This window comes from Salinihabitans flavidus, assembly GCF_900110425.1.
In the GTDB taxonomy this organism is placed as follows: Bacteria; Pseudomonadota; Alphaproteobacteria; order Rhodobacterales; family Rhodobacteraceae; genus Salinihabitans; species Salinihabitans flavidus.
Map to the genome: position 1 here is coordinate 1 of NZ_FODS01000039.1, position 16,189 is coordinate 16,189.

19 protein-coding genes and 2 pseudogenes are annotated in these 16,189 nt (G+C 63.5%); 12 read left to right on the forward strand and 9 right to left on the reverse strand.

Features of this window, described 5'->3' with window-relative positions; genetic code table 11:
* Positions 1 to 281, forward strand: a 281-nt coding sequence (locus BMW66_RS18330; RefSeq protein ID WP_139196255.1) for an integrase core domain-containing protein, incomplete at its 5' end; no start/stop codon positions are given.
* A gap of 33 nt (positions 282 to 314) precedes the next feature.
* Here the strand turns inward: BMW66_RS18330 and BMW66_RS18335 are convergent.
* The 7 genes from BMW66_RS18335 to BMW66_RS18365 form a co-directional block, all read right to left on the reverse strand.
* Complete coding sequence (locus BMW66_RS18335) at positions 315 to 782, reverse strand: DMT family transporter (protein WP_093120558.1); 468 nt, start codon at positions 780 to 782, stop codon at positions 315 to 317.
* Positions 782 to 1,699: a cation diffusion facilitator family transporter gene (locus tag BMW66_RS18340; protein WP_093120560.1), complete on the reverse strand. Its 918-nt coding sequence runs from the start codon at positions 1,697 to 1,699 to the stop codon at positions 782 to 784. The genes BMW66_RS18335 and BMW66_RS18340 overlap by 1 nt, the downstream gene beginning before the upstream one ends.
* 16 nt (positions 1,700 to 1,715) lie before the next feature.
* Entirely contained in the window at positions 1,716 to 4,049 is a 2,334-nt protein-coding gene (locus BMW66_RS18345) for a heavy metal translocating P-type ATPase (RefSeq protein WP_093120562.1), read from the reverse strand.
* Positions 4,050 to 4,148: 99 nt separating this feature from the next.
* Positions 4,149 to 4,946, reverse strand: coding sequence for a TVP38/TMEM64 family protein (locus tag BMW66_RS18350; protein ID WP_093120563.1), 798 nt, complete (start codon positions 4,944 to 4,946; stop codon positions 4,149 to 4,151).
* Position 4,947: 1 nt separating this feature from the next.
* Positions 4,948 to 5,421 (reverse strand): rhodanese-like domain-containing protein, encoded by a 474-nt coding sequence (locus BMW66_RS18355; RefSeq protein WP_093120564.1) that lies wholly within the window; start codon positions 5,419 to 5,421, stop codon positions 4,948 to 4,950.
* A 12-nt stretch (positions 5,422 to 5,433) separates the two neighbouring features.
* Positions 5,434 to 5,820, reverse strand: coding sequence for a DUF302 domain-containing protein (locus BMW66_RS18360; RefSeq protein ID WP_093120566.1), 387 nt, complete (start codon positions 5,818 to 5,820; stop codon positions 5,434 to 5,436).
* Positions 5,821 to 5,895: 75 nt separating this feature from the next.
* Complete coding sequence (locus BMW66_RS18365; protein WP_245729548.1) at positions 5,896 to 6,537, reverse strand: EF-hand domain-containing protein; 642 nt, start codon at positions 6,535 to 6,537, stop codon at positions 5,896 to 5,898.
* Positions 6,538 to 6,707: 170 nt separating this feature from the next.
* On the opposite strand from BMW66_RS18365, the gene BMW66_RS18370 reads away from it, so the two are divergent.
* The 11 genes and pseudogenes from BMW66_RS18370 to BMW66_RS18420 form a co-directional block, all read left to right on the forward strand.
* Positions 6,708 to 7,430, forward strand: a complete 723-nt coding sequence (locus BMW66_RS18370) for a response regulator (RefSeq protein WP_093120567.1) — start codon at positions 6,708 to 6,710, stop codon at positions 7,428 to 7,430.
* A complete protein-coding gene (locus tag BMW66_RS18375; RefSeq protein WP_093120569.1) occupies positions 7,427 to 8,848 on the forward strand; it encodes an ATP-binding protein in 1,422 nt (473 codons plus the stop codon). Before BMW66_RS18370 ends, BMW66_RS18375 begins: the two co-directional genes overlap by 4 nt.
* A 1-nt stretch (position 8,849) precedes the next feature.
* Positions 8,850 to 9,170, forward strand: coding sequence for an SHOCT domain-containing protein (locus tag BMW66_RS18380; protein ID WP_245729549.1), 321 nt, complete (start codon positions 8,850 to 8,852; stop codon positions 9,168 to 9,170).
* A 435-nt stretch (positions 9,171 to 9,605) separates the two neighbouring features.
* Positions 9,606 to 10,058 (forward strand): c-type cytochrome, encoded by a 453-nt coding sequence (locus BMW66_RS18385; protein WP_093120571.1) that lies wholly within the window; start codon positions 9,606 to 9,608, stop codon positions 10,056 to 10,058.
* Entirely contained in the window at positions 10,058 to 10,444 is a 387-nt protein-coding gene (locus BMW66_RS18390; protein ID WP_093120573.1) for a hypothetical protein, read from the forward strand. Before BMW66_RS18385 ends, BMW66_RS18390 begins: the two co-directional genes overlap by 1 nt.
* Positions 10,445 to 10,455: 11 nt before the next feature.
* Positions 10,456 to 10,971 carry a cupredoxin domain-containing protein gene (locus tag BMW66_RS18395; RefSeq protein WP_175483315.1) on the forward strand — a complete coding sequence of 172 codons (516 nt, stop codon included), beginning with the start codon at positions 10,456 to 10,458 and terminating at the stop codon, positions 10,969 to 10,971.
* A gap of 64 nt (positions 10,972 to 11,035) precedes the next feature.
* The gene (locus BMW66_RS18400) at positions 11,036 to 12,430 is read left to right on the forward strand and encodes a multicopper oxidase family protein (protein ID WP_093120575.1); all 1,395 of its coding nucleotides are present in this window, start codon (positions 11,036 to 11,038) and stop codon (positions 12,428 to 12,430) included.
* Positions 12,427 to 12,924 carry a c-type cytochrome gene (locus BMW66_RS18405; RefSeq protein WP_217639339.1) on the forward strand — a complete coding sequence of 166 codons (498 nt, stop codon included), beginning with the start codon at positions 12,427 to 12,429 and terminating at the stop codon, positions 12,922 to 12,924. Before BMW66_RS18400 ends, BMW66_RS18405 begins: the two co-directional genes overlap by 4 nt.
* A gap of 1 nt (position 12,925) precedes the next feature.
* On the forward strand, positions 12,926 to 13,657 hold the full coding sequence (locus tag BMW66_RS18410; protein ID WP_093120577.1) for a DsbA family protein: 732 nt from the start codon (positions 12,926 to 12,928) through the stop codon (positions 13,655 to 13,657).
* Complete coding sequence (locus BMW66_RS18415) at positions 13,654 to 14,340, forward strand: L,D-transpeptidase (RefSeq protein WP_093120579.1); 687 nt, start codon at positions 13,654 to 13,656, stop codon at positions 14,338 to 14,340. The genes BMW66_RS18410 and BMW66_RS18415 overlap by 4 nt, the downstream gene beginning before the upstream one ends.
* Before the next feature lie 59 nt (positions 14,341 to 14,399).
* Positions 14,400 to 14,654: pseudogene (locus BMW66_RS18420) on the forward strand (RNA-binding protein); the annotation flags it as partial.
* Between the two features lie 710 nt (positions 14,655 to 15,364).
* On the opposite strand, the pseudogene BMW66_RS18425 reads toward BMW66_RS18420, so the two are convergent.
* Positions 15,365 to 15,895 (reverse strand): annotated as a pseudogene (locus tag BMW66_RS18425) (lanthionine synthetase LanC family protein); the annotation flags it as partial.
* Between the two features lie 77 nt (positions 15,896 to 15,972).
* The coding region (locus BMW66_RS18430; RefSeq protein WP_139196259.1) for an integrase core domain-containing protein at positions 15,973 to 16,189 on the reverse strand (217 nt) is incomplete at its 5' end.

A 16,189-nucleotide genomic window follows, 5' to 3' on the forward strand; every position in this document is an offset into this window, starting at 1 on the left:
CGCCATTCCACCCGCAAACCCAGGGCAAAATAGAGCGATGGCATCAGACCATGAAGAATCGTGTTCTGCTGGAGAATTACTACCTGCCCGGTCATCTCGAGCGACAGATCGGGGACTTCGTCGACTACTACAATAACCAGCGCTACCACGAGAGCCTGAAAAACGTCACACCCGCTGACGTCTACTTTGGCCGGGACAAGGCCATTCTGAGAGAAAGGGAGAAGATCAAGAACCTGACGATCCGACAGCGCCGCTTGCAACATCAAAAACAAGCAGCATAATCAATCACACAACCGAACCAGAGCCTCCAATGTTCAAGCCACTCTGATGTCCCATTTTATATGACGACGGACAAACCAGTCGCCGTCCCCGAGCGGCCTTGCCAGCACGACGCCCACCAGCGCCACCCCGAAGATCAGGACGTAGCTTTTCTTCGCTGGCTCGCCGAGGAATATAGCCGAGAAGATGAAGACGAAGAACGGCGCCACGCTCCAGAACACGACGGCGTTGGCGATCGGCACGAGTGTCATCGCATAGTTGAAGACGCTGATCTGGGCGGCGATGAGCGCCCCGATAATGACCGTGTCCTTTACGTTGCCACGGGGAAACCGCAGAGGTCGTCCGGTGGTCTGCGGGATGGCCAGTGCAAGGAAGGCGGCGGCAAAGATGAGCGCGTAGAAGTTCAGCGTCTGGATCGGGATCACATCCCCGGTCAGCTTGACGAAGACGCCGATCGTGGCCTCCGAGACAGTGATCAGGGCAAGCAGCAGGACGACCGGCATCAGCGATCCCCACCGCCACGGGTGATATCGATCGCCTCGGCGCCGCTTTCGTCGAGGCAGCGATACTCCATCTGCAAAGTCACGAAGAAGAACCCGAAGTGATCACGCAGCATGGCATGGGCTCTCTTCAGCAGTTCTTGCGGGTCGTGATGATCCTGAACGCGCAGATGAGCCGAAAAGACGTATTTGCCGCTGGTCAGCGCCCATGCATGGACGTGATGGGCATCCGCCACGCCGTCGAGGTCCTCAAGCGCCCGCGTGACGTCATCGAGGCTGATATCGTCCGGCGTGCCTTCCATCAGCAGGTGGATCGAGTCGCGCAGGATTCCCCAGCTTGCCCAGATCAGCACGAAGCCGAACGCCATGCCGAGGATCGGGTCGATGAGCAGGAAGCCCGTGAACTTGATCACCAATGCGGTCACGATGATCAGAAGGCTGCCGACGAAGGTCTGGATTATGTGCCAGAGCGCCCCTTTCACGTTGAGGTCGCTCTTGCTTTGCTTCCAGATCAGCCCCAGCGATATGACCTCGGTCATCAACCCGCCGGCGGCGGCCAGCAGCATCGGGCCGGTGGGCAGGTCGATCGGGTCCGACAGGCGCATGGCCGCCATCACGATCACGACCAGCGCCATGGCAAGCAGGAAGCCGCCATTGACCAGCGCACCGATGATCTCGGCCCGATACCAGCCGAAGCTGCGATCCGCATCGGCGGGGCGCCGGGCCAGGCGTGCAGCGATGATCGCCAGCAGCACGCCGCCAACGGCGGAGAAGGTGTGGAACGCGTCCGAAATCACCGCGATCGACCCTGTCCAGAGGCCGATGCCCATCTCGATGACGAAATAGACCCCTGTCAGCCAGGCGGAGATTGCCATCCCGCGCCCGCTCGACGGCATGTGTCCGTGATGTGCACTGGCCATGGCGGCGTCCTTTCGCTCAGAGCTTCACGCGCCGCAGCCGCAGCGCGTTCGAAATGACGGAGACCGACGACAGGCTCATCGCCGCCGCCGCAATCATCGGTGACAGCAGGAGGCCGATGACCGGATAGAGGATGCCTGCCGCGATCGGCACACCCGCCGCGTTATAGGCGAAGGCGAAGAACAGGTTCTGGCGGATGTTGCGCAGCGTCGCCACGGCCAGCTTGCGCGCCCGCACCAGGCCCACCAGGTCGCCGCGCATCAGCGTGATGCCGGCGCTTTCCACGGCGACGTCGGCGCCCGTGCTCATGGCGATGCCCACATCCGCCGCCGCCAGCGCCGGGGCATCGTTCACGCCATCGCCGGCCATCGCCACCGACGCGCCCTTCGCGTGTAACTCCTCGACCAGCTTCTGCTTGTCCTCGGGCAGAACGCCGGCGCGCACCTCGTCGATGCCCAGTTGCCGCGCAACGGCCTCGGCCGTCCGCTGGTTGTCGCCAGTCGCCATGATGATGGTCAGGCCAAGCGCGTGCAGGTCGCGGATTGCGTCCGCGGTGCTGTCCTTGATCGGGTCGGCCACGGCGACGATCCCGGCGATGGTCCCTTCGATGGCCACGTACATCGCCGTCTTGCCTTTGGCTCGCAGTGTGTCGGCCGTCTCGTCGGAGGGGTCTGCTGCAATGCCAAGTTCCTTCATCATCGCGTGATTGCCGAGCGCGACCCTGCGCCCATCGACCACGCCGCGCACGCCCTTGCCGGTGACGGCATCGAACTCTTCGGCGCGGCCCGGTTCGAGATCCCGGGCGCGTGCGCCCTCGATGATCGCCTCGGCCAACGGATGCTCCGATCCGCGTTCCAGCGCGGCGGCGAGGGACAGGACCTGGTCCTCTTCGAACCCGTCTCGCGCCACGACATCGGTCAGCTTTGGTTTGCCTTCCGTCAGCGTACCGGTCTTGTCCACGATCACGGTATCAACGCGCGCCATGCGCTCCAGCGCCTCGGCGTCCTTGATCAGCACGCCGGCTTGCGCGCCCCGCCCTGCGGCGGTGGTGATCGAGATCGGCGTGGCGAGACCCAGGGCACAGGGGCAAGCGATGATCAGAACGGACACGGCCGCGGCGATGGCGTAGGCCAGCGCCGGGTCCGGGCCGACAAGAAGCCAGGTGAAGAACGCGATGATCGCCACCGCGACCACCGCCGGCACGAAGACCGACGCGACCCGGTCCGCCAGCCCCTGGATTGGCGCGCGCGAGCGGCGTGCGCCCGCCACCATCTCGACGATTTGCGCCAGAACCGTGTCGGCGCCGACCTGCGTCGTGCGGATGGCGAGGGTGCCATTTTTGTTGATCGTGCCGCCGGTGACGCGGTCGCCCTCGGTCTTTTCGATCGGCACCGGCTCGCCCGTGATCATGCTCTCGTCCACCGAGGATCGGCCTTCGACCACCTCGCCGTCGATCGGGACGCTGTCGCCGGGGCGCACGCGCAGCATGTCGCCCTCCACGATGTTTTCCAGCGGCGCGTCGTATTCCGTCCCGTCGGGCAGGATGCGCCGTGCCGTCTTGGGCGCAAGGTCCATCAGCGCGCGGATCGCGTCGCCGGTGCGTTCGCGCGCGCGCAGTTCCAGCACCTGGCCCACGAAGACCAGCGCAATGATGACGACCGCGGCCTCGTAGTAGGTGCCGACGCCGTCGCCCATGCGGTATTGGTCCGGGAACACGCCGGGTGCGAACGTTGCGAACAGCGAATAGAGATACGCCGCCCCCACACCGAGCGAGATCAGCGTCCACATGTTGGGAGAGACGTTGCGGATCGACTCCCAGCCACGCTTGAAGAACGGTTGCGCTGCCCAGAGAATGATTGGCGTGGCGAGGACGAATTCGACATAGACCGAGAGTTGATGGCCAAGCCAGGCGCGCACCGGAAGTCCAACCAGTTCGCCCATGGTGATGATCATCAGCGGAACGGCCGCGGCCGCGCTGACCCACATGCGCCGGGTGAAATCCGTCAGTTCCTCGTTCGGCTCGTCCGATGGCGTCATCGGTTCCAGCGCCATGCCGCAGATCGGACAGCTTCCGGGTTCGTCGCGGACGACCTCGGGGTGCATCGGGCAGGTATATTGCGTGCCGGGTGGGGACTGCTTGCTGGTCATTTCGGCGTTGCCCGAGGCGTAGAAGTACGGATCGGCCTCGAACTTTTCCCGGCAGCCATCCGAACAGAAGTAGAAGGTCTCGCCGCCATAGTCGCGCGTTCGCGCGTCCTCTCGCCTCTCGACCTGCATGCCGCAGACGGGGTCCGTCGCGGTCTTTGCGCCAGGTTCGGGCGCGCTGTGGTGGTGATGGGCGTGGTCGGACATAGGGTATCTCTTTTCAGGCACAGAGTATCAATGTCGGGATTCCAGAGGTTGGAAGGTCAAGGTGCAATGGGCCGATCGCCCAATTCTCACCGGCGCCGATCATCCGGCCCGGTCCGATCGCCGTCGCGTGGGGCAGGCTAAGGCTGTTCTTCTTGTCCTCGAAACTCTTGTTCGACCGGGCTCCATTGCGCTCTTGTTCTGGTTGTTCTTTTTCGAAGCAGCACCGCGCCGAAGCGCAAGGAGCAGGAGAGGAAGGCCGGTTATCAGTCCCAGCCCGAGCGCGATCCATTCCGCGCCGCTGAACGCGCCCTCCGACACCGCGCTGCCGAAATGCGCGAGCACGAAGCTCGCGGGCAGGATGCCGGCCATCGTCGCAAGAGCGAACCGCCAGAAGTGGAGTCGGCTGAGACCTGCGGCATAGCTCATCGCGTCGAAAGAGACGAAGGGCAGAAGGCGGCTCACGAAAACCGTGAGCGTCAGCGCGTTCTGGGAGCCAAGCAGGCCGTAATCGGCCTTGTCGCCAAGAAGGCGCTCGACAGGCCCGCGCCCCAGCCCGCGGGCTATGAGGAAGGCGACAAGCGCGCCAATCTCGGCTCCCAGGGCGACATAAACGGTGCCGGCATAGTGGCCGTAGGCCGCACCTGAGGCCAAAGCGATGGGAGCGCTCGGAACGGGGCTCGCGACGAGGGCCGCCGTCATCAGCGCGACCACCGCAAGCGGCCCCCACGGCCCGGCTTTTGCTACCAAAGCCTCGATCGCGGCTCGGTCCAGGTCGAACGACCACCATCCTGCGGCCCAGGCAAGAAGGCCCAGAACCAGCAAAAGGCTTGCGATCCCGGCGGTGACCTTTCCGGCAAACCGGAAACGTGACGCTGTTCTGTAGCTGCCTTCGGGCATCTCAGTGGAGTTCCTCCGGCATGGAGGCAAGCGCGGCGCCTAGCGGAACTACGGGCAGCCCCGCGGCAAGCCAGCCCGGGCCGCGGCGAGATCCGAGCATTCCCTCGGAAATGTCCACGTAGCCCTCGTAGCCAGCATGCCGGAGCGCACGAAGCACGGCCGCCGAACGCCCCCCAGTCGCGCAGATCAGGCCGACGCCACGGGAGCCGGCGAGCACCTTCGCCGCGAACAGGCGATCGGGGAAACGGTCCTCGTGCATGCTGATCGGCCAGATTCCGGCGCCGACGCCGGTTTCCAGCCATTCCTGGCGCGACCGGATGTCGATCACGCGGGCACGGTCTGCAAGAAGGGCGTCATGGGCTTCGCCGGCCGACCAGATGGTTCGAGACTGCGCCTGGAGCGGAGAACTGGCGAGGACGATCGGCGAGGCCGCCAGCCCCAGAACGAAGACGCGCCGACCCGGAACCGGTTTCATCGCGCACCTCCTTCAGGCTGCATCCACGGCACGGACCAGCATGTCGCGGACCTGCCCGGCGACCTTGTGCAGCTCGGCATTATCCACCGCCTGCATCGATGCGACTGGATCGATGGCACTCACCTCGGTGCCGCCTTCGACGGAGCGCAGTATCACGTTGCAGGGCAGCATCGCACCGATCCTCGGCGCCAGGCCGATGGCCTCCCAGGCCATGTCCGGATTACAGGCACCGAGGATCTTGTAGCCATCCATGTCCTTGTCGATCTTCTTCTTCATCGTCGCCTTGACGTCGATCTCGGTCAGAACGCCGAAGCCTGCCTCCGTCAGCGCCGCGCGCACCCGGGCCTCGGCGTCGTCGATGCCGGTGTCTGCCATTATGCGGTCGTGCGTATATGCCATTCTGTCTGTCCTTTCATGAGTTCGGCCCGACCCCGCAGGATGCGGAACCGGGCAAGGGGTTGCGATAAGGCGGGCTCAGTCGTTGCCCATCCGACCCTGGCCGGGTGCCCCCATCATACCGCCGTTACCCATAATGCCGCGGTTCGCTCCGGGCATCATTCCGTTGCGCATCGTCTCAATGCGCTCCATCACGTCAGCCGGCTTGACGATCTCTTTTACCGTCACCGCGCCGTCGCCATCATCGTCGAGGAACTGGAAGCGGTCTACCATGGTTTCGCGAATGAGCGCGCTGTGGAGGGTCTCGAATTCGGCGAGCGACAGGGCTTCGTCGCCATCGGCGTCATATTCCGCCAGCAGGGCCTGCAGTCCTTCGTGGGCCTCCTGCGATGTCACCGTGCCATCGCCATCCGCGTCGAATCGCTCCATTCCCATGCCCATCAGCGACGCTCCGCCGCCCATCATGCCCATGCCCTGGCCCATGCCCGACATGGGGCCACCGGCGCCCATCATGGCCATGCCGCCCAAGGGACCGCTGCCCCCCATCATCTGGGCGTGCATCCGCATCATCGTCTGCATCATGTCATGGTTGACGGCGCCGGGACCTTGCGCTCCCGGCGCGCCCTGACCGCCATGCCCATGATCGCCCGCGGCCAGCGCGGCCCCGCCCATAGACATCAGAATGGCGGTCGCCACCGCGAGTTTCGCTCTCGTTTTCATGACTGTATCCTTTCTCGTGTGAAGCACATCACTGACATGGGAAAACAATAAGGAACGCCAAGCCTGCGTCATTTCCGATGTTGTATCCGTTCGTCGCAACGCGGGTGCCTGATACAAAGCGTTACAATCGCGGTGCTGACCCTGCGTCGCCACCCTGCCAAATGATAAGGATGAGCAGTTTGCCGCATATCCTGATCGTCGACGATCACCGCCAGATACGGGACTCGGTCACGCGTTTCCTGGAACGCAATGGCATGCGGGCGACGGCGGCGAAGGATGCCCGGGACATGGACGAGAAGCTCGGGAAGGGTCACTTCGACCTGATGGTGCTCGACGTCATGATGCCGGGCGAGGACGGGCTTTCGATCTGCAAGCGCCTATCGGCCGAGAAAAGGCTTCCCATCATCATGCTCACGGCGCTCGGGCAGGATCAGGACCGGATCGTGGGTCTCGAGATCGGCGCAGACGACTACCTGCCGAAACCATTCAACCCCCGCGAGCTTCTCGCACGGATCAAGGCGGTCCTGCGCCGCGCACCCGAGGAGAGGAGCGAGGCCGGCACGCTTTCAGGTCGCCTCCTGCGGTTCGGCGGGCTGACGCTCGATACCGATTCCCATGTCCTAACCGACCGGGACGGCAATCGCGTGCAACTGACGACGGCAGATTTTCGGCTGTTGACTGTCCTTCTGGCGCGTCCGCGCATGGTTCTGAGCCGCGAGCAGCTTCTCGATCTCACGGCGGGGCGGCCGGCAGGCCCGCTCGACCGCACGATCGACAACCAGATCAGCCGGCTGCGGCGCAAGATCGAGGCGGATCCGTTGCGCCCGACGCTAATCACCACCGTTCGAAGCCACGGCTACAGTCTGAACGCGGATGTCGAGGTGATCGCGTGACCCGGCCGCGGACAGGAAGCCTGCGCGCGCAGCTCGTTATCCTCATTCTCGGGGCACTGGCCATCGCGCAGGCGGTGAGCCTGTGGCTCTTCGCGGACGAGCGCAGCCTGGCCGTCCGCGCCGCCCTGGGCTTCGAGGCGGCGGGGCGCGCCGCCAACGTCGTGCGCCTGCTGGAAGAAGCGCCGTCCGACCTTTCCGCGTCTATCGTGCGGGCGGCGAATTCGCCGCTCGTGCGGTTCGACCTTGCGCCCGTCCCGAGCGTCAACGCGCCCGACCATCATCACGCAGCCTATTTCGAAACGCGCGTCCGGGCCTTGCTCGGTGACGGCTTTAGTCGCGACATCCGTGTCAACCTCAGGGAAACCGCCGTCCCACTCCATCCGATTCCGAACCTGTCCCCGCAAATGGCCCGGATGCATCAGGAAATGATGCGTGGCCGGATGCAGGCGGTCGAGATGACCCTGTCCATCGCGCTGTCCGGAGGCCAATGGCTGAACGTCGATACGCGGTTCGAACGACCGCCATTGCAATGGCCGCTATCCTCCTTCCTCGCTTTCGGGCTGACGGCCGGGTTGATCCTCGTCGCGGTGTTCTGGTTCGTGATGACCCGCCTGACGGGGCCCCTGCGAGATTTGTCGCGCGCCGCCGAGGACCTGGGGCGCGGCGACGCGGGTGAGCCGCTACCGGTCTCCGGCCCCGCAGAGGTGCGGGACCTCACCCGCGCGTTCAACCGGATGCAGCAACGGCTGACGCGCTTTGTCTCGGATCGCACCCGCATTCTCGCCGCCGTTAGCCATGATTTGCGCTCACCTCTCACGGCAATGCGGTTTGATGCCGAACTCGTCGAGGACGCGGAGACCCGCGAGAGCCTGATCGCCTCCATCGACGAGATGCAGGCCATGGCCGAGGCCACGCTAACTTTCGCCGAAGGACTGGCGGGCCACGAACCCTCGGAGGTCGTCGACGTGTCCGACTGGCTCGGTGCAATGGCAGGTGACAAGGCCACACCGTTCAAGCTGACCGGTGGCCCGGCGATGACGGTGCGCATTCGCCCACTCGCCCTTCGCAGGGCCCTTCGCAACCTGGTCGAGAACGCCTCCCGCTACGGGGGCAGCGCGACGGTCGGCTGGCACCGTGCGGGCGACGATCTGGTGATCGAGATCACCGATCATGGCCCCGGAATCCCCGAGGACGAACTCGAGGAAGTCTTCGCGCCGTTTCACCGGCTGGAAGCCTCCCGGTCGCTCGAAACCGGGGGGCACGGGCTGGGCCTTGCCATCGCGCGGGCGATCGTGCGCGGACACGGCGGCGACATCCGGCTCGAAAACCGTGCCGAAGGCGGTCTGAAGGCGTCGATCTTCATCCCGCTCGCGGAGGACGCACCAAACAACGACCAGACAAAGCAGAAGGAGACCTGAAGTGAGACGAACGGCAAACTGGACAATCATCGGTCTTGCGGCGCCGACACTGGCCGCCGCGAGTCCCGGGGACAACTGGCAGGAAGGATATGGTCACATGATGTGGGGTGGCGGATACGGCATGTTCGGCGGACTTATGATGATCCTGTTCTGGGGTGTCGTCATCGCCCTGATCGTTTTTGCCGTGAAATGGTTCACCGACAATCAGGGCGGCGGCAATCGCGGAAAGCGCGATGCGCTCGAGATCCTGCGCGAACGCTTTGCCGCGGGCGAGATCGACGAGGAAGAGTTCGACCGCCGGCGCAAGGTGCTGGAAAAATAGCCCTTCCGAGGTTTTCCAGCGGTGGGCGTCGACCGAGCTGGTTGCGTCTGCCGCTCACGACAGAGCCTTCACCTTAGGATTGCTTGCAAGTCCGCAGAGCGGACTGCCCGCTGCAAGAAAGGCGTCAAGCGGGACAAGCATCGCGGCACAACAGGCCAGCATGTCGAGATTCATGCCTGTTCCGCCCAAAAAGACGGTTTTGTGTTTCCCGTTCAGCTTTCTCACCGTCTGGCCCAACCAACCGAGCGATAGGTGCCTCTGCCGCGCATAGGTCAAGGATACATTCGGATACAAAAAACACGGGCTTATCAGGTGGCAAGGCAGACGCGAGTCAGTAGTAAGGGTTTGAATTGGTGAGCGATCTAGAAGCGTTGCAGTCCGGTCGGAGAGCGCTTCGGAGCCGAGCCGATCAAAGGCAGGAACGGAGCAAGGGACATGGACAAACGCGGGCGTCTGGTCGGAGTCGTACTTGTTGCCGGGCTTGGCTTGGCGATCTGGCAATTCATGCAACCGGGGGATGCTATTGTCCACCAGGACCCAACGTCGATGGACGAGCCGGCACAGGGCGCGCCGATCGTCGAGGTTCGACTTCCCGCGCAGTTGTCGCCCGAGGCGACAATCGGCAAGCGCGCGTTCGAGGCGAAATGCGCTGAATGCCATGGGGCGAACGCGGTCGGTCAGAATGGCGTCGCGCCGCCTCTGATCCACCGCACATACGAGCCGGGTCATCATTCCGATGAAGCCTTTCAGATCGCGGTCCGGAACGGCGTGCGCGCGCATCACTGGCCCTTCGGCAACATGCCCCCGGTCGAGGGTCTGACCCGCGCCGACGTTCAGTATATCGTGCGCTATGTCCGTGAGGTGCAGCGCGAGAACGGGATCAATTGATGCGGGTGCTGTCCGTTCTCGCCGCGCGCGGCGGTCTTGCGGCGATGCTCATGATCGCGCTCGCGGTCCTCGCCGCGACGACACCCGCCTTTGCCGACGCGCACGATTCTCACCCAGAGATTGCCGTGGTCGCGGACAACCACGGTGCGATTGCCGGGCACGCGGCGCACGATGGCGCTGTCGACCGCTCCTGCCACCCCGACCCGACGTGTTCCCCGGCCGCCATTCTCATTGCCCGGCCGCCATTCGGGGCAGCCGGCTACCAGGTCGCGCGCCAGACGCTCGCGAAAACGAGAATACGCGGGAGAAATGCACCCGTCGATCTTCCACCTCCGCGCGTTCGTGCCCTGTTGCAATCGAATAGACCGAACGACTTCCAGACATGAGAGATATCAGAATGATCAAGACACTTATGACCGGCACGGCCCTCGCAGTCGGCCTCACCACCGGTTCCATTGCGGTCGCCGGCCCCGGACACGACAGCAGTATCGGCGAGCCCGGCGAACCGGCACAGGTAAACCGCACCATCAAGGTCGAAATGGACCAGATGAAATACAGCCCCGCAACCATCGAGGTCGAACCCGGAGAGACGATCCGCTTCGAAGTGGTGAACGTTGGCCGCGTTGTCCACGAATTCAACATCGGGACGAGCGAAACCTGGAATGGCCACCTTGGTGAAATGCAGACCATGATGCGCGAAGGCATGATGACCGCAAGCAGCCTCAACCATGACAAGATGATAGAAGGCGGCATGATGCATGACGATGCCAACAGCGCCCTGCTGGAGCCGGGCGATACAGGCGAGGTCATCTGGACTTTCCCCGAAGGCGGCGAGATCGGGTTCGCCTGCAACGTGCCCGGCCATCGCGAGGCCGGCATGGTCGGTGGTTTCAGGATGGGTCAGGGCCACTGATGCCGAATGACTGGCGGCGGGCGAGATTTTCGCCCGCCCCGACACTTCTCTGGAGATCCTGACCATGCCGACACGACGCGCCTTCCTCGGACAGACCGCCGCCGTTCTGGGTCTGGCGGTGAGCGGTCGGCAGGTGTCTGCCACCTCTCACACGCCCGCGACCCTTACAGCGCGGGAGGCCTCGGTGCAGCTCGCTCCCGACGGCTATCCGGCGACGTCCATCTGGGGTTACGAGGGCCGCGCGCCGGCTCCAGCGATCCGGGTGCTCCAGGGCGAACGGGTGCGGCGGCGGTTGGTCAACGACCTGCCAGAGCCGACCTCGGTCCATTGGCACGGTATCCGCATCGACAACGCTATGGACGGTGTCGCAGGCCTGACCCAAGAGGCCGTCCCGCCGGGGGAGATTTTTGACTACGATTTCGTTGCACCCGATGCCGGAACCTACTGGTACCATGCGCATAACCGGTCCTGGGTGCAGGTCGCCCGCGGCCTGCACGGGCCGCTGATCGTGGAAGAGGCCGAACCGCCCGAGCTGGATCGCGAGGAGACCCTCGTTCTCGATGACTGGTTGCTCGACCCCGAAACGGCGCTGATCGACGACAGTTTCGACCAGCCCACGAGGATGAGCCATGGTGGCCGGATCGGGAACCTGATCACCACCAATGGACGGTTCGACCTGTCCATCCCGGTCGCGCGGCACAGCCGAATCCGCCTGCGCCTCATCAACGCGTCGAATGCACGGATCTTTGCCTTGCAGCTTGCAGGTCTGCGGGGCTGGACGGTCGCGCTCGACGGCATGCCGCTTGCCGCGCCCGAACCGCTGGAGGACGTCCTCGTCCTCGCCCCGGCGCAACGCGCCGATCTGATCGTCGATGTGACGGCCGAGGCGGGCGAGACAGCCCATCTCGTGCGGATCGGCAATGACGACCGGCCGGCCTCGCAGGTGGCGTTCCCCGTGTCGGGCAGCGCCGCGCAGACGCCGCGCTCAGCACCAGCGGCGCTGCCGCCCAATTCCGGCGAGGGCATCCGGTCGCTGGCAGACGCACGACAGTTGCGGCTCGTGATGTCGGGAGGCGCCATGGGGCGGATGGACAGCGCCTTGCTGGGCGGAGAGCGTCTGGGCTTTCGCGAACTCGCGGCGCGGGGACGGTTCTGGGCCTTCAACGACATGGCTGAGATGACACAGACCCCGCTGGCCGATCTTTCCCTTGGCGAGCCAGTGCGGCTTGAGATCGTCAACGAGACCGTCTTTCCCCATGCCATGCATCTGCACGGGGTGCATTTCCGCGAAATCCGCGACGGCAGACCCGTCGGACCGATGCGCGACACGCTCCTCGTGGCCGCGCAAGAGACGCGCGAGATCGGCTTCGTAGCGGACAATCCGGGCGACTGGCTGTTTCACTGCCACATGCTCAGCCATGCGGAAAGCGGGATGATGACATGGGTGCGCGTGACATGAAGACAGCGATCCTGATCGCCGCGCCGGTGGTGCTTGGCCTTGCAGGGGCCAGCGTGTGGTTGGCTCTGCGCGACGCGCCGCAGGCCGCTCTCGATCCCACCGTGCCGGTGATGCCGGCCACGGTGGATATCGCGCAGGGGGAGGCGCTTTATGCCCAGAACTGCGCCGCCTGCCACGGTGCCAACCTCGAAGGCCAGACGGAATGGCGAACCCCCGATGCGGATGGGCGTCTGCCCGCGCCGCCTCACGATGAAACCGGGCACACGTGGCACCACCCGGACCGGGTCCTGTTTCAATACACGAAGCTCGGTGGACGGGACGCCCTGGCGCTGCAAGGGGTGGAGCTCGACAGCGGCATGCCCGCCTTCGGCGATGTCCTGACGGATCGCGAGATCTGGACCATCCTCGCCTACATCCAGTCAACATGGCCCGAGCGCGCCAGCGCCGTGCACGCCGAACGCACTGCCGCCGATCTGGCGAAAGAAGGAAACTGACATGAGAAAAATCACTACAAGGATCGTGGTGGCACTTTCGCTGGCGCTGCCCCTGCAGGCGGCAGCCCAGGACCTGTCCGAGGACAGGGTGCGCGAACTGGTCCTGGAAACCATCCGCGAAAACCCCGAGATCGTCATGGAGGCCGTCGCGATCCTGGAATCCCGGCAGGCCGAGGCGCAGGCGGCGTCGCAAACGGAGATGCTTGCCCGGGAACGCGATACGCTTGAACGCGACCCCAATGCGCCAGTCTTGGGCAATCCGGATGGCGATGTCACGGTGGTGGAATTCTTCGACTACAATTGCCCCTATTGCCGTCGTGCCAAGCCCGAGATCGAGGGCCTGCTCGAGGCCGATCCAAGTGTGCGCCTTGTCTATCGTGAATGGCCCATTCTTGGCGAAGGATCGGTTTTCGCCGCCCGCGCCGCGCTGGCCGCGCGCGAACAGGGGCTCTACGAGGAATTCCATTGGGCGATGATGGGCATGAACGGTCGCGCGGAGGAATCCTCCGTCCTCCGGATTGCGGAAGACATCGGTCTCGATATCGCGCAATTGCGTCGCGACATGGAAGCACAGGAGATCGACGCGCACATCCAGACATCGATGCGCCTGGCGCAGGCCCTCGGCATCACGGGCACGCCATCTTTCGTGATCGGCGACGCCCTTGTTCCCGGTGTCGTGGATGCCGACCAGTTGCAAACGCTTGTCTCTGATGCGCGGGAACCGGAACAATGATTGCGCCTGGAAAAAAGGGCCTGACGCGGCGCCATTTCATCGTGACCGCATCCGCCTTGTTCTCTCCGCCCGTCGCGGGGCCGCTTCTGGCCGCTACCTGGCCGAGTGAGGCGCAGAAAAGCGCATGGGATGCCGAAGTGACTCCGCCCTTCTTCGACCTGGAGACGTCCAATCCCTGGGGCCTCGATCCGCGTTTTCTTCCGCAACGGGTCGAGGCCCGAGCGGGCCTTGTTCCGGGGAACATCCATGTGGATGCGATTGCCCGCTACCTCTATCACATCGAGGGAGGCCGTACGGCCATGCGCTATGGCGTGGCCATCGCACGCGGCAATCTGTACGAGCCCGGTACCTACACGATCCGGCGCAAGGTTCGGTGGCCACACTGGACACCGACGCGCTCCATGATCGAGCGCGATCCGGAGCTATACGCAGACGTGCAAGACGGAATGGAACCTGGGCCCGACAATCCACTTGGTTCTCGGGCCTTGTATCTCTTCGTCGGCGATCGCGACACCTATCTGCGCATCCATGGCTCGCCGGAGCCGCGCTCTATTGGGGGCCGCGCGAGCTCGGGCTGTGTACGGATGGTCAACGCACATATGATCGCGCTCTACCCGCTGGTCGAAACCGGCGTGACGGCGTACCTGCATCCGCCCGAAGATTACGTCAGCGCAAGGAGTTGAGCACCGAATTCGAGGCGCCCGAGAGAAGCCGGCAAACCCACTGCGCGAAAGGACCGGACTTGGGACAAAAATTTATTAACAGTCTTGTGTTGCCGGCAATTCTAAGCGGATGCACCGCTGCCGTTGGCACCGAGGACACGGACCCCGACATCATCTCAGAACAGGTTGCTGTCTTGGCAGCCCCCTACCAGGATGTCTCGACGGCGCGCCTTTTGCCGCGCGACGGATGTTACTGGTATCTTCACCAGGGCCCCGTCGAAACCACGCTCTTGCCGCTCCGAACCATCGACGGGCGACCGATCTGCGCTGCGAGAGCAGTAGAAGGCGGCGTCATGGTTGAAGTCAAATTTCCCGGTCGACTCTCAACCAACAGACCGCGCGGCGCGGCGTTGCGACAGCTCGCGACAGAGCGCTTCCCTCGTGACGCCCAATTCGGCGGCCAGGCCGAGCGACAATTGATGGGAGAAGCGCAAGACGCAATTCTAGAATAAATGAAAACAATGACTTAGGGTGGAGAACGTTGAATCCCGGTCCCGTTCGCTCCGCCATTATCCCCATTGCGAACCAGTGACACCGCCCTGACGGGCCTGGATTTTTTCGTGTTATCAAAGGGGTTTGCGGGAATCGACCGAACCTCGTAGACGCGCCGCCTTGCTGAGTGTGGGCTCAGAAAGGCCCTCAGTCTCAGTTTGGGCGAACCTCGACCGTTCCGGTTCGGCCCTGTTTTCTTCTGCTTTTGCAGTTCTCTACCGCCGAACCCCGCCAAAACCCAAACGCGCGATCCGAACGACTTCGATGGCAACATAGACAGAACACGCGGTAGGCGCGTTGCTCGGGAAGCCAGCGTAAACAGGCGGATTTCTTGGGTAGGTTTGCAATCCGTTTCCTCTAGAAAGCAGACATGGGTTGAATTGAATACGAGACCAAGTGGATCGCTTTCGCGCGTAATCTGTGATGGCTTGACTAGCCTGAACATAATGGACTTACGTCACCGAATATGACCTTTAGCCCCAATTGTGACAATTCACTGCATAGCTGCCACAGAAGGTAAGTCACCGTCGGACAGATTTCGCAGGAGCGAATATCCAATCCCAGATAAACCGTTGAAGAAACTGACATTATGAGAATCGTTGCCGACGGGCCAGCTGAACGTGTCAAAGTTTCTAGCACGAGAAATCACAGCAACTGTTCTTTTCAGTGCAGTGGCCTCTATGTCTTCACGCTTGAGTAGACGGGCAGCATCGTTCAGGAACTCAATTTGACCAAAGTTTCCACAGCATAGGTGATCTACCGAGCGCATTTGTCGCGAAAGAACAGCATCAACGGCCCTCTCAACATCGACTAGCGCGACTTGCGACCGCCCGAGCACATTGAGGGCAGAAATCCTTGAGAGCCCGATTCCGACGGCACCATGACACCACTGGCAAGGCGACGCCCGACCGCCATCTACCTCCTTCAACCGCAGATCCGGCCAGTTTCTGTCCTCAACCAAGAACCTCTCGCTCTCAAGCCTTAGCAAGGTTTCCGTGGCAATCCGAAGAGCGGGGTCATTGACGAAGCGGTTGGCAGAGGTGACCTGCCCCTTTTTTCAGGGCCACTCGTAAGTCGAGCCTGTTCTCCTTTTGTGTGCCATCATTCGGCGGCGCGAGCAATGGGCGCGGGCGCGGAGCCATCAGGTAGCTCAAGCGGCTGCGCCCATTGCGTTTTGTCGAAGGGCCTTGCGGCTGCGAACTCCTCCGGGGTCTGATACTTCAGGCTGCTGTGCGGACGCTCCCTGTTGTAATAGATCCTCCAGTCTTCGATGATTTCACGGGCTTCACCGATGCTGGCAAACCAATGCTGGTTCAGG

Bases quoted from the DNA above. Each gene is read 5' to 3' on its own strand.
- BMW66_RS18345 (WP_093120562.1), bottom strand. From the start codon at position 4,049: ATGTCCGACCACGCCCATCACCACCACAGCGCGCCCGAACCTGGCGCA.
- BMW66_RS18340 (WP_093120560.1), bottom strand. From the start codon at position 1,699: ATGGCCAGTGCACATCACGGACACATGCCGTCGAGCGGGCGCGGGATG.
- BMW66_RS18350 (WP_093120563.1), bottom strand. From the start codon at position 4,946: ATGCCCGAAGGCAGCTACAGAACAGCGTCACGTTTCCGGTTTGCCGGA.
- BMW66_RS18415 (WP_093120579.1), top strand. From the start codon at position 13,654: ATGATTGCGCCTGGAAAAAAGGGCCTGACGCGGCGCCATTTCATCGTG.
- BMW66_RS18370 (WP_093120567.1), top strand. From the start codon at position 6,708: ATGAGCAGTTTGCCGCATATCCTGATCGTCGACGATCACCGCCAGATA.
- BMW66_RS18385 (WP_093120571.1), top strand. From the start codon at position 9,606: ATGGACAAACGCGGGCGTCTGGTCGGAGTCGTACTTGTTGCCGGGCTT.
- BMW66_RS18410 (WP_093120577.1), top strand. From the start codon at position 12,926: ATGAGAAAAATCACTACAAGGATCGTGGTGGCACTTTCGCTGGCGCTG.
- BMW66_RS18390 (WP_093120573.1), top strand. From the start codon at position 10,058: ATGCGGGTGCTGTCCGTTCTCGCCGCGCGCGGCGGTCTTGCGGCGATG.
- BMW66_RS18405 (WP_217639339.1), top strand. From the start codon at position 12,427: ATGAAGACAGCGATCCTGATCGCCGCGCCGGTGGTGCTTGGCCTTGCA.
- BMW66_RS18395 (WP_175483315.1), top strand. From the start codon at position 10,456: ATGATCAAGACACTTATGACCGGCACGGCCCTCGCAGTCGGCCTCACC.
- BMW66_RS18355 (WP_093120564.1), bottom strand. From the start codon at position 5,421: ATGAAACCGGTTCCGGGTCGGCGCGTCTTCGTTCTGGGGCTGGCGGCC.
- BMW66_RS18365 (WP_245729548.1), bottom strand. From the start codon at position 6,537: ATGAAAACGAGAGCGAAACTCGCGGTGGCGACCGCCATTCTGATGTCT.
- BMW66_RS18335 (WP_093120558.1), bottom strand. From the start codon at position 782: ATGCCGGTCGTCCTGCTGCTTGCCCTGATCACTGTCTCGGAGGCCACG.
- BMW66_RS18400 (WP_093120575.1), top strand. From the start codon at position 11,036: ATGCCGACACGACGCGCCTTCCTCGGACAGACCGCCGCCGTTCTGGGT.
- BMW66_RS18360 (WP_093120566.1), bottom strand. From the start codon at position 5,820: ATGGCATATACGCACGACCGCATAATGGCAGACACCGGCATCGACGAC.